Here is a 15,512-nt window from a genome sequence, read left to right as displayed (position 1 = left end):
ATGGAAGACGGCCTGCGCTTCGCAATTCGCGAAGGTGGTCGTACCGTTGGTGCTGGCGTGGTTGCCAAGATCGTCGAATAATCGATTGATCTGTCCCCCTCGGGCCGGCATAATGGTCGGCCTGATTTTTCAGGGTCAGTAGCTCAATTGGCAGAGCGGCGGTCTCCAAAACCGCAGGTTGGGGGTTCGATTCCCTCCTGGCCCGCCATTTTCATAGTGATTTTGGCGTGTCTTCCCACAGGATTCTAGTTCATGAATGCTAAGTCTGAAGCCAAAGACTCTCGCTTCGATCTGCTCAAGTGGATTGCGGCGGCCCTGCTCGTTGTTGCTGGGGTGGTCGGTAATCAGTACTTCTCTGGTGAGCCGATTCTGTACCGTGTCGTCGTGTTGCTGGTGCTCGCGGTGGTTGCCGCTGCCATTGCATTGCAGACGGCAAAGGGTCAGGCCTTCTTTGGTCTGGTGAAAGAAGCTCGCGTCGAGATTCGCAAGGTTGTCTGGCCTACTCGTCAGGAAACCACGCAAACCACGCTGATCGTCGTCTTGGTCGTGCTCGTCATGGCTCTGATGTTGTGGGGGCTCGATTCGCTCCTGGGTTGGCTTGTGTCGTTTATCGTAAGTTGAGATAGGGTGTCCCGTGGCTAAGCGTTGGTACGTTGTGCATGCTTACTCGGGTTACGAGAAGCATGTAATGCGTTCGCTCATCGAGCGCGTAAAATTCGCCGGAATGGAAGATGATTTCGGCGAAATTCTGGTCCCCACCGAAGAAGTGGTGGAAATGCGTAATGGCCAGAAGCGCAAGAGCGAGCGAAAGTTCTTTCCGGGCTATGTGTTGGTCCAGATGGAAATGAACGAGGCGACTTGGCACTTGATCAAGGATACGCCGCGTGTGATGGGCTTCATCGGCGGTACTGCCGACAAGCCTGCACCGATTACCGAGAAAGAGGCTGACGCCATTCTGCGTCGCGTTGCCGATAGCGGTGACAAGCCCAAGCCCAAGACGCTGTTCGAGCCGGGCGAGATGGTTCGTGTCACCGATGGTCCGTTCGCTGATTTCAGTGGCGTAGTCGAAGAAGTGAATTACGAGAAGAGCCGCATCCAGGTAGCGGTGACCATTTTCGGTCGCTCTACCCCGGTCGAGCTGGAGTTCAGTCAGGTCGAGAAGTCGTAACTGACAACCGCATCCCTTACCCCGCAGTCATAGGCTGCGGGGTTTTGTTGTCACTGGGATAAACAGGCAATAGTCGGGGAGCCGCAAGGCGCTAGAACCCGTAACTGGAGTAGCTAATGGCTAAGAAAATCACGGCTTATATCAAGCTGCAAGTAAAGGCCGCTCAGGCCAACCCGTCGCCACCCGTCGGCCCAGCTCTGGGTCAGCACGGCGTGAACATCATGGAATTCTGCAAGGCGTTCAACGCCAAGACTCAGGGCATGGAACCTGGTCTGCCGACTCCAGTGATCATCACTGTATACAGCGACCGTAGCTTCACCTTCGAAACCAAGAGCACCCCGGCCTCCGTGCTGCTGAAGAAAGCAGCCGGTCTGACCAGCGGTTCGGCTCGTCCGAACACCGTCAAGGTCGGCACCGTTACCCGTGCCCAGCTCGAAGAGATCGCCAAGACCAAACAGGCCGATCTGACTGCAGCTGATATGGATGCGGCCGTGCGTACCATCGCCGGTTCCGCTCGTAGCATGGGCCTCAACGTGGAGGGTGTGTAATGGCTAAGCTGACCAAGCGCCAAAAGGCTATCGCGGCCAAGATCGAGCCGGGCAAAGCCTACAGCTTCACCGACGCTGCTGCGTTGCTGGCTGAAATCTCCGCTGTCAAATTCTCCGAGTCCGTTGATATCGCTATCAACCTCGGCGTTGACCCGCGTAAATCCGACCAGGTCGTTCGTGGCGCTACCGTGCTGCCAAACGGCACTGGCAAGACCGTTCGCGTTGCCGTCTTCACCCAGGGCCCGGGCGCTGAAGCCGCTCTGGCTGCCGGTGCTGACCGCGTAGGTATGGACGATCTGGCTGCCGAAATGAAAGGCGGCGATCTGAACTATGACGTGGTCATCGCTTCTCCGGACGCCATGCGCGTCGTCGGCCAGCTGGGTCAGGTTCTCGGCCCGCGCGGTCTGATGCCAAACCCGAAAGTCGGTACCGTGACTCCGGACGTCGCTACTGCGGTCAAGAACGCCAAAGCTGGTCAAGTACGTTTCCGTACCGACAAGAACGGCATCATCCACAGTTCCGTCGGCAAGGTTGGCTTCGACGCCGACAAGCTGAAGCAGAACGTGGAAGCGCTGCTGTCTGATCTGAAGCGCCTGAAGCCTTCGACCTCGAAAGGCATCTACGTCAAGCGCGTGACGCTGAGCACCACCATGGGCCCAGGTCTGCTGATCGACCAAGGTTCGCTGGACGCTTAATGAATGACTGCAGGCGCACCTGGTGCGTCTGCAGCGATAAATTGGGGTCCCTGCCTGGCGGGGGCTATCCAAGACCGTAGGGGACGCAAGTCTCAAACCCGAAGAGCAATCTTCAACCCTACGCAGATGGTGCTCCCGATTCTTACCGAATCAGACACCAAAACGCCGTCCGGCTCAGGTCGGGCGAAACGGTAACATCCAGGAGTAAACCCGTGGCAATTAAGCTCGAAGACAAGAAGGCCATCGTCGCTGAAGTCAACGAGGCTGCCCAAGTAGCTCTGTCCGCTGTCGTGGCTGATGCCCGTGGTGTGACAGTAAGCGCTATGACCGGACTCCGTAAAGAGGCCCGCGAAGCTGGCGTATACGTACGTGTTGTACGTAACACCCTGCTCAAGCGCGCCGTTGAAGGCACCGAGTATTCGGTTCTCAACGACGTGTTCAAAGGCCCGACCCTGATTGCATTCTCCAAGGAACATCCGGGCGCTGCTGCTCGTATTTTCAAAGAGTTCGCCAAGGGTCAGGACAAGTTCGAGATCAAGGCAGCTGCGTTCGAGGGCAAGTTCCTCGCAGCAAACGAGATCGACGTGTTGGCTTCCCTGCCAACTCGCGACGAAGCTATCGCGAAACTGATGAGCGTGATTCAAGGCGCTACCAGCAAGCTGGCTCGTACTCTGGCGGCCATTCGCGACCAAAAAGAAGCCACCGCTGCCTAAGGCATCGTGGTTTCTTTTCTACGTCATTTATTTTGATGGCCGCGTAGGCTGCCATTCACATACAGGATTTAAGTCATGTCTCTGACTAACGAACAAATCATCGAAGCAATTGGCCAGAAAACCGTTCTGGAAGTTGTTGAACTGATCAAGGCAATGGAAGACACCTTCGGCGTTACCGCCGCTGTTGCTGCCGCTGGCCCAGCTGCTGCTGCCGCTGTTGTCGAAGAGCAAACCGAGTTCAACGTCATCCTGACCGAAGCCGGCGAGAAGAAAGTGAACGTCATCAAGGCCGTTCGCGAACTGACCGGCCTGGGTCTGAAAGAAGCTAAAGCAGTTGTTGACGGCGCTCCTGGCGTGGTCAAAGAAGGCGTGTCGAAAGACGAAGCCGAAGCTGCCAAGAAAGCTCTGGAAGAAGCAGGCGCCAAAGTCGAGCTCAAGTAAGCGACGACCTTGCGTCTACAGCCCGCGCGACTCGCATAAGGCTGACGGCTGGTGGCTCTTGCCACCGGCCTTTTTCCGTTCTGACTCGGCTGTTCACTGGCCCAGGCTTGGAACGTGAAAGACCCACCAACGAGGTGGAGCAAACCTAGGGTTTGCACGAGTTTCTGGCTGCTCCCGTCGGAGAAGCCAAATAAGCAGGTGACCAAGCTGGGGAACGCTGATGGCTTACTCATACACTGAGAAAAAACGTATCCGCAAGGACTTTAGCAAGTTGCCGGATGTCATGGATGTGCCTTACCTCCTGGCCATCCAGCTGGATTCGTACCGCGAATTCCTGCAGCAAGGCGCGAGCAAGGAACAGTTCCGCGACATCGGCCTGCATGCGGCCTTCAAATCTGTATTCCCGATCATCAGCTACTCCGGCAACGCTGCTCTGGAATACGTCGGTTATCGCCTGGGCGAGCCGGCGTTCGACGTCAAGGAGTGCGTGCTGCGTGGCGTGACCTTCGCCGTCCCGCTGCGCGTGAAAGTGCGCCTGATCATTTTCGACAAAGAATCGTCGAACAAAGCGATCAAGGACATCAAGGAGCAGGAAGTGTACATGGGCGAAATTCCGCTCATGACCGAGAACGGTACCTTCGTCATCAACGGTACCGAGCGAGTGATCGTTTCCCAGCTGCACCGTTCCCCAGGTGTGTTCTTCGACCACGACCGTGGCAAGACTCACAGCTCGGGCAAGCTGCTGTACTCCGCGCGCATCATCCCTTACCGCGGTTCGTGGTTGGACTTCGAGTTCGATCCGAAGGACGCCGTATTCGTACGTATCGACCGTCGCCGCAAACTGCCGGCCTCGGTACTGCTGCGCGCGCTGGGCTACAGCACTGAAGAAGTGCTCGATGCCTTCTACACCACCAACGTTTTCCACGTGAAAGGCGAAGGCCTGAGCCTGGAGCTCGTACCGCAGCGCCTGCGCGGCGAGATCGCCAGCCAGGACATCCTGGACGGCAACGGCAAGGTGATCGTCGAGCAGGGCCGTCGTATTACCGCTCGCCACATCAATCAGTTGGACAAGGCTGGCATCAAGGAACTGGACGTACCGTTCGACTACCTGATCGGCCGCACCACCGCCAAGGCGATCGTGCACCCGGCTACCGGTGAAATTCTCAGCGAGTGCAACACCGAGCTGTCGGTCGAGCTGCTGGCCAAGATCGCCAAGGCTCAGGTCGTCCGCATCGAGACGCTGTACACCAACGACATCGACTGTGGTCCGTTTATCAGCGACACGCTGAAGATCGACAGCACCACCAATCAGCTCGAAGCGCTGGTCGAAATCTACCGCATGATGCGTCCTGGCGAGCCACCTACCAAGGATGCTGCCGAGACGTTGTTCAACAACCTGTTCTTCAGTGCCGAGCGTTACGACCTGTCCGCCGTAGGCCGCATGAAGTTCAACCGTCGTATCGGTCGTACCGAGATCGAAGGTTCGGGTGTGTTGAGCCGCGAAGACATCGTCGAAGTTCTCAAGACGCTGGTCGACATCCGTAACGGCAAAGGTATCGTCGATGACATCGACCACCTGGGTAACCGCCGTGTACGTTGCGTCGGCGAGATGGCCGAGAACCAGTTCCGCGTTGGCCTGGTGCGCGTCGAGCGTGCGGTCAAGGAACGTCTGTCGATGGCCGAAAGCGAAGGCCTGATGCCGCAGGATCTGATCAACGCCAAGCCGGTCGCGGCTGCGGTGAAGGAGTTCTTCGGTTCCAGCCAGCTGTCGCAGTTCATGGACCAGAACAACCCGCTCTCCGAGATCACCCACAAGCGCCGTGTTTCCGCACTCGGCCCGGGCGGTCTGACCCGTGAGCGCGCAGGCTTCGAAGTCCGTGACGTACACCCGACCCACTACGGCCGTGTGTGCCCGATCGAAACGCCGGAAGGCCCGAACATCGGTCTGATCAACTCCCTGGCAGCCTATGCCCGCACCAACCAGTACGGCTTCCTGGAAAGCCCGTACCGCGTCGTGCAGGAAGGCAAGGTCACCGACGAGATCGTGTTCCTGTCTGCCATCGAAGAGGCCGATCACGTTATCGCCCAGGCATCCGCGACCCTGAACGACAAGGGTCAGCTGATCGACGAGCTGGTGGCCGTGCGTCACCTCAACGAGTTCACCGTGAAGGCGCCGGAAGACGTCACGCTGATGGACGTATCGCCGAAGCAGGTCGTTTCCGTCGCTGCCTCGCTGATCCCGTTCCTCGAGCACGACGATGCCAACCGTGCACTCATGGGCTCGAACATGCAGCGTCAGGCTGTTCCGACCCTGCGTTCGGACAAGCCGCTGGTCGGTACCGGCATGGAGCGCAACGTCGCCCGTGACTCCGGCGTCTGCGTCGTGGCGCGTCGCGGTGGTGTGATCGACTCCGTCGATGCCAGCCGTATCGTGGTCCGCGTTGCCAACGATGAAGTCGAAACCGGTGAAGCCGGTGTGGACATCTACAACCTGACCAAATACACCCGCTCCAACCAGAACACCTGCATCAACCAGCGTCCGCTGGTGCAGAAAGGTGATGTGGTCGCGCGTGGCGACATCATGGCCGACGGCCCGTCCACCGACATGGGTGAGCTGGCACTGGGTCAGAACATGCGCGTCGCGTTCATGCCCTGGAACGGTTACAACTTCGAAGACTCCATCCTGCTCTCCGAGCGCGTGGTTCAGGAAGACCGCTTCACCACGATCCACATCCAGGAACTGACCTGTGTGGCACGTGACACCAAGCTCGGCCCAGAGGAAATCTCTGCGGACATCCCGAACGTGGGTGAAGCTGCACTGAACAAGCTCGACGAAGCCGGTATCGTCTACGTGGGCGCTGAAGTCGGCCCTGGCGACATTCTGGTCGGCAAGGTCACGCCGAAGGGCGAAACCCAGCTGACGCCGGAAGAGAAGCTGCTGCGCGCGATCTTCGGCGAGAAGGCCAGCGACGTTAAGGACACCTCCCTGCGCGTGCCGACCGGTACCAAAGGTACTGTCATCGACGTACAGGTCTTCACCCGTGACGGCGTCGAGCGCGATGCGCGTGCGCTGTCGATCGAGAAGAGCCAGCTGGACGAGATCCGCAAGGACCTGAACGAAGAGTTCCGCATCGTCGAAGGCGCGACCTTCGAGCGTCTGCGTGCCGCTCTGGTTGGCAAGGTCGCCGAAGGCGGCGCCGGCCTGAAGAAAGGTGCTGCGATCACTGACGAAGTGCTCGACGGTCTGGAGCGTGGCCAGTGGTTCAAGCTGCGCATGGCTGAAGACGCACTGAACGAGCAGTTGGAAAAGGCTCAGGCCTACATCTCCGACCGCCGTCAGCTGCTCGACGACAAGTTCGAAGACAAGAAGCGCAAGCTGCAGCAGGGCGATGACCTGGCTCCGGGCGTACTGAAGATCGTCAAGGTCTACCTGGCCATCCGCCGTCGCATCCAGCCGGGTGACAAGATGGCGGGTCGTCACGGTAACAAGGGTGTGGTCTCGGTGATCATGCCGGTCGAAGACATGCCGCATGACGTGCATGGCACGCCGGTCGACATCGTCCTCAACCCGCTCGGCGTACCGTCTCGTATGAACGTCGGTCAGATCCTCGAAACTCACCTCGGCCTCGCGGCCAAGGGCCTGGGCGAGAAGATCAACCTGATGCTCGAAGAGCAGCGCAAGATCGCTGATCTGCGCAAGTTCCTCAACGAGATCTACAACGAGATCGGTGGGCGTCAGGAGAACCTCGACGAGCTGAGCGATCAGGAAGTGCTGGCCCTGGCCAACAACCTGCGCAAAGGCGTGCCGATGGCTACCCCGGTGTTCGACGGTGCCAAGGAAAGCGAAATCAAGGCCATGCTGAAGCTGGCAGATCTGCCGGAAAGCGGCCAGATGCGCCTGATCGACGGCCGTACCGGCAACCAGTTCGAGCGCCCGACCACGGTCGGTTACATGTACATGCTGAAACTGAACCACCTGGTGGACGACAAGATGCACGCTCGTTCTACCGGTTCCTACAGCCTGGTTACTCAGCAGCCGCTGGGTGGTAAGGCGCAGTTCGGTGGTCAGCGCTTCGGGGAGATGGAGGTCTGGGCTCTGGAAGCTTACGGCGCCGCCTACACCCTGCAGGAAATGTTGACCGTCAAGTCGGACGACGTGAACGGCCGTACCAAGATGTACAAGAACATCGTGGATGGCGATCACCGCATGGAGCCGGGCATGCCCGAGTCCTTCAACGTGTTGATCAAAGAGATCCGTTCGCTCGGTATCGATATCGATCTGGAAACCGAATAACACGACGTGAATCGGCAGCGGGGCAATATGCCCGCTGCCTGCTCCGCCAGGAGGAAAGGCCTTGAAAGACCTACTGAATTTGCTGAAAAACCAGGGTCAAGTCGAAGAGTTCGATGCCATTCGCATCGGCCTTGCTTCGCCTGAGATGATCCGTTCGTGGTCGTTCGGTGAAGTTAAAAAGCCGGAAACCATCAACTACCGTACGTTCAAGCCTGAGCGTGACGGCCTGTTCTGCGCCAAGATCTTTGGCCCGGTAAAGGATTACGAGTGCCTGTGCGGTAAGTACAAGCGCCTCAAGCATCGTGGTGTGATCTGCGAGAAGTGCGGTGTTGAAGTCGCTCTGGCCAAGGTTCGTCGTGAGCGCATGGCGCACATCGAGCTGGCATCTCCAGTTGCCCACATCTGGTTCCTGAAGTCCCTGCCGAGCCGTATCGGCCTGCTGATGGACATGACCCTGCGTGATATCGAGCGCGTTCTCTATTTCGAGAGCTACGTCGTTATCGATCCGGGCATGACCACCCTCGAGAAGGGTCAGCTGCTCAATGACGAGCAGTACTTCGAAGCGCTGGAAGAGTTCGGTGACGACTTCGACGCCCGTATGGGCGCAGAGGCCGTTCGCGAGCTGCTGCACGCTATCGACCTGGAGCACGAGATCGGCCGCCTGCGCGAAGAAATTCCGCAGACCAACTCGGAAACCAAGATCAAGAAGCTGTCCAAGCGTCTGAAGTTGATGGAAGCCTTCCAGGGTTCCGGCAACCTGCCAGAGTGGATGGTGCTGACCGTTCTGCCGGTTCTGCCGCCAGACCTGCGTCCGCTCGTTCCTCTGGATGGTGGCCGTTTCGCCACCTCCGACCTGAACGATCTGTATCGCCGTGTCATCAACCGTAACAACCGTCTGAAGCGTCTGCTCGACCTCTCGGCTCCCGACATCATCGTGCGCAACGAAAAGCGCATGCTGCAGGAAGCTGTCGACGCACTGCTCGACAACGGTCGTCGCGGTCGCGCCATCACGGGCTCGAACAAGCGTCCTCTGAAATCCCTGGCTGACATGATCAAGGGTAAGCAGGGTCGTTTCCGTCAGAACTTGCTCGGCAAGCGCGTCGACTACTCCGGCCGTTCGGTAATTACCGTTGGCCCGGCACTGCGTCTGCACCAGTGCGGTCTGCCGAAGAAGATGGCCCTCGAGCTGTTCAAGCCGTTCATTTTCGGCAAGCTGGAAATGCGTGGTCTGGCGACCACCATCAAGGCCGCCAAGAAGATGGTCGAGCGCGAGCTGCCAGAGGTGTGGGACGTTCTCGCCGAAGTGATTCGCGAACACCCCGTACTGCTCAACCGTGCACCGACTCTCCATCGTCTGGGCATCCAGGCGTTCGAGCCGGTACTGATCGAAGGTAAGGCCATCCAGCTGCACCCGCTGGTCTGCGCCGCGTACAACGCCGACTTCGACGGTGACCAGATGGCCGTTCACGTGCCGCTGACGCTGGAAGCCCAGCTCGAAGCGCGCGCGCTGATGATGTCGACCAACAACATCCTTTCGCCCGCCAACGGTGAGCCGATCATCGTTCCGTCCCAGGACGTTGTACTGGGTCTGTACTACATGACCCGTGAGGCCATCAACGCCAAAGGCGAAGGTCGCGTGTTCGCCGACCTGCAGGAAGTCGACCGCGTATTCCGCGCCGGCGAAGCGTCCCTGCACGCCCGTGTGAAAGTGCGTATCAATGAAGTCATCAAAGACCGTGACGGCACCATCACCAAGAACACCCGTATCGTCGACACCACTGTCGGCCGTGCGCTGCTGTTCCAGGTTGTGCCTGCTGGCCTGTCGTACGACGTGGTCAACCAGTCGATGAAGAAGAAGGCGATCTCCCGTCTGATCAACCAGTGCTACCGCACCGTTGGTCTGAAGGACACCGTGATCTTCGCTGACCAGCTGATGTACACCGGTTTCGCCTATTCGACCATTTCTGGTGTGTCGATCGGCGTGAACGACTTCGTCATTCCGGACGAGAAGGCGCGCATCATCGACGCCGCTACCGAGGAAGTGAAGGAAATCGAATCGCAGTACGCCTCCGGCCTGGTAACCCAGGGCGAGAAGTACAACAAGGTGATCGACCTCTGGTCGAAGGCCAACGATGAAGTTTCCAAGGCGATGATGTCGAACCTCTCGAAAGAGAAGGTCATCGACCGCGACGGCAACGAAGTCGATCAGGAGTCCTTCAACTCCATGTACATGATGGCCGACTCCGGTGCTCGTGGTTCCGCCGCGCAGATCCGTCAGCTGGCTGGTATGCGTGGTCTGATGGCCAAGCCGGACGGCTCGATCATCGAGACGCCGATCACCGCGAACTTCCGTGAAGGTCTGTCGGTACTGCAGTACTTCATCTCCACTCACGGTGCACGTAAAGGTCTGGCGGATACCGCACTGAAGACCGCGAACTCCGGTTACCTGACTCGTCGTCTCGTCGACGTAGCACAGGATCTGGTAGTGACCGAGATCGATTGCGGCACCGAGCAGGGTCTGTACATGACTCCGCACATCGAAGGCGGCGACGTGGTCGAGCCGCTCGGTGAGCGCGTTCTGGGTCGTGTCATTGCCCGTGACGTGTTCAAGCCTGGCACCGAAGAAGTCATCGTTCCGGCCGGTACCTTGGTCGACGAGCAGTGGGTCGAGTTCATCGAGCTGAACAGCATCGACGAAGTGGTCGTGCGTTCGCCGATCAGCTGTGAAACCCGCTACGGCATCTGCGCCAAGTGCTACGGTCGTGACCTGGCTCGTGGTCATCAGATCAACATCGGTGAAGCCGTCGGCGTCATCGCTGCACAGTCGATCGGTGAGCCGGGTACCCAGCTGACCATGCGTACGTTCCACATCGGTGGTGCGGCAAGCCGGACCTCGGCTGCCGACAGCGTCCAGGTGAAGAACGGCGGTGCGGTTCGTCTGCACAACCTGAAGCACGTCGAGCGTCTGGACGGCAACCTGATCGCGGTATCGCGTTCCGGTGAGCTGGCTATCGCCGACGAGTTCGGTCGTGAGCGCGAGCGCTACAAGCTGCCTTACGGTGCGGTCATCTCCGTCAAGGAAGGTGACAAGGTCGACGCTGGCGCCATCGTCGCCAAGTGGGACCCGCACACCCACCCGATCGTTACCGAGATGAAAGGTACCGTCACCTTCGTGGGTATGGAGGAAGGTATCACCATCAAGCGTCAGACCGACGAACTGACCGGTCTGACCAACATCGAAGTGCTCGATGCCAAGGACCGTCCGGCTGCCGGCAAGGACATCCGTCCGGCCGTTAAACTGGTCGATGCAAGTGGCAAGGATCTGATGCTGCCAGGTACTGACGTGCCGGCGCAGTACTTCCTGCCCGCCAACGCCCTGGTCGGTGTTGCCGACGGTGCGCAGGTTGCGGTCGGTGACGTTATCGCCCGTATCCCGCAGGAAACGTCGAAGACCCGTGACATCACCGGTGGTCTGCCGCGCGTTGCCGACCTGTTCGAAGCGCGTCGTCCGAAAGAAGCCTCGATTCTGGCTGAAATCAGCGGCACCATCGCGTTCGGCAAGGAGACCAAGGGCAAGCGCCGTCTGGTCATCACGCCGACCGATGGCAGCGATCCGTACGAAGAGCTGATCCCGAAATGGCGCCACCTGAACGTGTTCGAAGGTGAGCAGGTCAACAAGGGTGAAGTCATCTCCGACGGTCCGAGCGATCCGCACGACATCCTGCGTCTGCTGGGTGTGAGCGCGCTGGCCAAGTACATCGTCAACGAAATCCAGGACGTTTACCGTCTGCAAGGCGTGAAGATCAACGACAAGCACATCGAAACCATCCTGCGCCAGATGCTGCGCAAGGTCGAGATCGCCGAGTCGGGTGATTCCACCTTCATCAAAGGCGACCAGATGGAACTCACTCAGGTTCTGGGTGAGAACGAGCGCCTGGCCGAAGAAGACAAGTTCATCGCCAAGTACACTCGCGTTCTGCTGGGTATCACCAAGGCGTCGCTGTCCACCGAGTCGTTCATCTCGGCGGCATCCTTCCAGGAAACCACTCGCGTTCTCACCGAGGCAGCGGTTACTGGCAAGCGCGACTTCCTGCGTGGCCTGAAGGAAAACGTGGTCGTGGGTCGTCTGATCCCGGCTGGTACTGGCCTTGCTTACCACAGCGAGCGCAAACGTCGTCGCGAGGCTGACAAGCCTGTGCGTGTGAGCGCGAGCGAAGTGGAAGCAGCGCTGACCGAAGCGTTGAACTCCAGCGAAAATTGAGAACGTGCCCCGGCCGCCTGGCGGTTGGGGCTCGTGTCTTGACTGGGGGGGCTAGTCTCTTTAGACTCATGCACCCCTAAATATGGCAGGGCATAAGCCCTGCCATTTATTTATGGTGTAAATAAATAGCGTCGAAAGACGGACAGTGGAGCTAGTAGATGGCAACTATCAACCAGCTGGTGCGTCAGCCGCGCAAGCGTATCGTCGAGAAATCCGACGTACCTGCGCTGCAGAACTGCCCCCAGCGTCGTGGCGTATGCACTCGCGTGTATACCACCACGCCGAAAAAACCTAACTCGGCACTGCGTAAAGTTTGCCGTGTTCGCCTGACCAACGGTTTCGAGGTTTCCTCGTACATCGGTGGTGAAGGCCACAACCTGCAAGAGCACAGCGTCGTGCTGATCCGTGGCGGTCGTGTAAAAGACTTGCCAGGTGTGCGTTATCACACCGTTCGCGGCTCGCTGGACACCTCGGGTGTCAAAGGCCGTAACCAGGGTCGTTCGAAGTACGGTACCAAGCGTCCGAAGTGATCGGCCGTCGGTACTGAATGCAGTTTCTAATTTTATTGAGTCGATAAGAGTAAGGTCGGGCGTAACCAGATGGTTACAGTTCCGGGCTAACCTGAAGACCGTTTGAGGGCTTATCAAATGCCAAGACGTCGTGTAGCAGCCAAGCGCGAAGTGCTTGACGATCCAAAATACGGAAGCCAAATCCTGGCCAAGTTCATGAACCACGTGATGGAAAGCGGCAAGAAAGCCGTTGCCGAGCGTATCGTTTATGGCGCCCTGGACAAGGTTAAAGAGCGTAAGAACAGCGATCCCCTGGAAATCTTCGAGAAAGCTCTCGACGCCATCGCTCCGCTGGTCGAAGTGAAGTCGCGCCGTGTAGGCGGTGCTACTTACCAGGTTCCGGTCGAAGTTCGTCCGTCCCGTCGTAACGCCCTGGCCATGCGCTGGTTGGTGGATTTCGCCCGTAAGCGCGGCGAGAAATCCATGGCCCTGCGCTTGGCAGGTGAACTGTTGGATGCTGCAGAAGGCAAAGGTGCTGCAGTTAAGAAGCGTGAAGACGTGCACCGTATGGCTGAAGCCAACAAGGCTTTCTCGCACTACCGCTTCTAATTTTAGCGTCACTCAATTTGCGAGGGCTTTATGGCTCGTACTACACCGATTAATCGCTACCGTAACATCGGTATCGTGGCTCACGTGGATGCTGGTAAAACCACTACCACCGAGCGCGTCCTTTTTTACACCGGCAAAAGCCACAAAATGGGCGAGGTGCATGATGGCGCCGCGACCACGGACTGGATGGTGCAGGAGCAGGAGCGTGGTATTACCATTACTTCCGCTGCTATCACCGCCTTCTGGAAAGGCTCCGAGAAGCAGTACAAGGACGAGCACCGTTTCAACGTCATCGACACCCCGGGGCACGTAGACTTCACCATTGAAGTTGAGCGTTCCCTGCGCGTACTCGACGGCGCGGTCGTTGTGTTCTGCGGTACCTCGGGCGTTGAGCCTCAGTCGGAAACCGTATGGCGCCAAGCCAACAAGTACGGCGTTCCGCGTCTTGTTTACGTAAACAAGATGGACCGTGCCGGTGCTGACTTCCTGCGTGTCATCGGTCAGATCAAGCAGCGTCTGGGTCACACTCCGGTGCCGATCCAGCTGGCTATCGGTTCGGAAGACAACTTCCAGGGCCAGATCGACCTGATCAACATGCAAGCTGTGTACTGGAACGATTCCGACAAGGGTATGGTTCCTGTTCGCAAGGAAATCCCTGCCGAGTTGCTGGCAGACGCCGAAAAATGGCGCGGCAACATGGTCGAGGCTGCGGCCGAAGCCAACGAAGAGCTGATGAACAAGTACCTCGAAGGTGAAGAACTCACCAACGACGAAATCAAGCTCGCTCTGCGTCAGCGCACCATCGCTGGTGAGATCGTTCTGGCCGTTTGCGGTTCTTCCTTCAAGAACAAGGGCGTTCCCCTGGTTCTCGACGCCGTCATCGACTTCCTGCCGGCTCCTACCGACATTCCTGCTATCAAGGGCTCCAACCCTGATAACGAGGAAGAGGAAATGGAGCGTCACGCCGATGACAGCGAGCCGTTCTCGGCTCTGGCGTTCAAGATCGCTACCGACCCATTCGTGGGTACTCTGACCTTCGTCCGCGTTTACTCGGGCGTGTTGGCCTCCGGCGACGGCGTGATCAACTCGGTCAAGGGCAAGAAAGAGCGTGTGGGTCGTATGGTGCAGATGCACGCAAACGCCCGCGAAGAGATCAAAGAAGTGCGCGCTGGCGACATCGCTGCTCTGATCGGCATGAAGGACGTCACCACTGGTGAGACTCTGTGCAACGCTGACAAGCCAATCATCCTCGTTCGTATGGACTTCCCGGAGCCGGTTATTTCGGTTGCCGTAGAGCCCAAGACCAAGGACGACCAGGAAAAAATGGGTATCGCTCTGGGCAAGCTCGCTCAGGAAGACCCATCTTTCCGCGTCAAGACCGACGAAGAGACTGGTCAGACGATCATCTCCGGCATGGGCGAGTTGCACCTGGACATCCTGGTCGACCGTATGCGCCGCGAGTTCAACGTCGAAGCCAACATCGGCAAGCCTCAGGTTTCCTATCGTGAGCGCATCACGAAGAATTGCGAAATCGAAGGCAAGTTCGTGCGTCAGTCCGGTGGTCGTGGCCAGTTCGGCCATTGCTGGATCCGTTTTGCTCCTGCTGACGAAGGTCAGGAAGGTCTGCAATTCGTGAACGAGGTTGTGGGTGGTGTGGTTCCGAAGGAATACATCCCGGCTATCCAGAAAGGTATCGAAGAGCAGATGAAGAACGGCGTTGTCGCCGGCTATCCGCTGATCGGCCTGAAGGCTACCGTGTTCGATGGTTCCTACCACGACGTCGACTCCAACGAGATGGCGTTCAAGGTGGCGGCTTCCATGGCGACCAAGCAGCTGGCCCAGAAGGGCGGTGGTGAGTTGCTCGAGCCGATCATGGCGGTAGAAGTTGTTACCCCTGAAGATTACATGGGTGACGTGATGGGCGACCTCAACCGCCGTCGCGGCATGATCCTGGGTATGGAAGACACGATCTCCGGTAAGGTGATCCGTGCTGAAGTTCCGCTGGGTGAGATGTTCGGTTACGCAACCGACGTCCGTTCCATGTCTCAGGGTCGCGCAAGCTACTCCATGGAATTCAAGAAATACAACACAGCTCCGTCGCATATCGTCGAGTCTGTAACCAAAAAACAAGGCTGATTCAGCCCCTTTAAGCTAGGAGTTAATTGTCGTGGCTAAAGAAAAATTCGAACGTAACAAACCGCACGTCAACGTTGGCACCATTGGCCACGTCGACCACGGTAAAACCACTCTGACCGCTGCTCTGACCCGCGTCTG

13 protein-coding genes and 1 tRNA gene are annotated in these 15,512 nt (G+C 58.3%); all 14 read left to right on the top strand.

The features are described 5' to 3' along the window. Positions 1 to 81 (top strand): EF-Tu C-terminal domain-related protein (locus ACT9T4_RS26020; protein WP_081811714.1); only part of this gene is annotated, 81 nt, incomplete at its 5' end. 51 nt (positions 82 to 132) lie between these two features. Next, positions 133 to 208 (top strand) — tRNA-Trp (locus ACT9T4_RS26015). Positions 209 to 252: 44 nt separating this feature from the next. Continuing rightward, on the top strand, positions 253 to 621 hold the full coding sequence (gene secE / locus ACT9T4_RS26010) for a preprotein translocase subunit SecE (protein ID WP_042553192.1): 369 nt from the start codon (positions 253 to 255) through the stop codon (positions 619 to 621). Positions 622 to 634: 13 nt separating this feature from the next. Then, positions 635 to 1,168 carry a transcription termination/antitermination protein NusG gene (gene nusG / locus ACT9T4_RS26005; RefSeq protein ID WP_042553193.1) on the top strand — a complete coding sequence of 178 codons (534 nt, stop codon included), beginning with the start codon at positions 635 to 637 and terminating at the stop codon, positions 1,166 to 1,168. A 116-nt stretch (positions 1,169 to 1,284) separates the two neighbouring features. Then, positions 1,285 to 1,716: a 50S ribosomal protein L11 gene (gene rplK / locus ACT9T4_RS26000; protein WP_025167734.1), complete on the top strand. Its 432-nt coding sequence runs from the start codon at positions 1,285 to 1,287 to the stop codon at positions 1,714 to 1,716. Then, positions 1,716 to 2,411 carry a 50S ribosomal protein L1 gene (gene rplA, locus ACT9T4_RS25995; RefSeq protein ID WP_042553194.1) on the top strand — a complete coding sequence of 232 codons (696 nt, stop codon included), beginning with the start codon at positions 1,716 to 1,718 and terminating at the stop codon, positions 2,409 to 2,411. The genes rplK and rplA overlap by 1 nt, the downstream gene beginning before the upstream one ends. A gap of 212 nt (positions 2,412 to 2,623) precedes the next feature. Next, on the top strand, positions 2,624 to 3,124 hold the full coding sequence (gene rplJ, locus ACT9T4_RS25990) for a 50S ribosomal protein L10 (protein ID WP_042553195.1): 501 nt from the start codon (positions 2,624 to 2,626) through the stop codon (positions 3,122 to 3,124). Positions 3,125 to 3,199: 75 nt separating this feature from the next. After that, positions 3,200 to 3,565, top strand: coding sequence for a 50S ribosomal protein L7/L12 (gene rplL / locus ACT9T4_RS25985; protein ID WP_042553196.1), 366 nt, complete (start codon positions 3,200 to 3,202; stop codon positions 3,563 to 3,565). Positions 3,566 to 3,785: 220 nt separating this feature from the next. Beyond that, positions 3,786 to 7,859: a DNA-directed RNA polymerase subunit beta gene (gene rpoB, locus ACT9T4_RS25980; protein ID WP_042553197.1), complete on the top strand. Its 4,074-nt coding sequence runs from the start codon at positions 3,786 to 3,788 to the stop codon at positions 7,857 to 7,859. Between the two features lie 61 nt (positions 7,860 to 7,920). Then, positions 7,921 to 12,120 carry a DNA-directed RNA polymerase subunit beta' gene (rpoC, locus tag ACT9T4_RS25975; RefSeq protein WP_042553198.1) on the top strand — a complete coding sequence of 1,400 codons (4,200 nt, stop codon included), beginning with the start codon at positions 7,921 to 7,923 and terminating at the stop codon, positions 12,118 to 12,120. Between the two features lie 158 nt (positions 12,121 to 12,278). Further along, positions 12,279 to 12,650 carry a 30S ribosomal protein S12 gene (gene rpsL / locus ACT9T4_RS25970; protein WP_003186084.1) on the top strand — a complete coding sequence of 124 codons (372 nt, stop codon included), beginning with the start codon at positions 12,279 to 12,281 and terminating at the stop codon, positions 12,648 to 12,650. Between the two features lie 117 nt (positions 12,651 to 12,767). Further along, positions 12,768 to 13,238 (top strand): 30S ribosomal protein S7, encoded by a 471-nt coding sequence (gene rpsG, locus ACT9T4_RS25965; RefSeq protein ID WP_010490886.1) that lies wholly within the window; start codon positions 12,768 to 12,770, stop codon positions 13,236 to 13,238. A gap of 30 nt (positions 13,239 to 13,268) precedes the next feature. Next, complete coding sequence (fusA, locus tag ACT9T4_RS25960; RefSeq protein ID WP_042553199.1) at positions 13,269 to 15,374, top strand: elongation factor G; 2,106 nt, start codon at positions 13,269 to 13,271, stop codon at positions 15,372 to 15,374. A 31-nt stretch (positions 15,375 to 15,405) separates the two neighbouring features. Beyond that, on the top strand, positions 15,406 to 15,512 hold a 107-nt coding region (locus ACT9T4_RS25955; RefSeq protein WP_202966612.1), incomplete at its 3' end, for a GTP-binding protein.

Source organism: Pseudomonas sp. SZ40 (genome assembly GCF_052958135.1).
The sequence above is the reverse complement of the archived record's forward strand: the minus strand, read 5'-3'. Positions and strand labels throughout refer to the sequence as shown.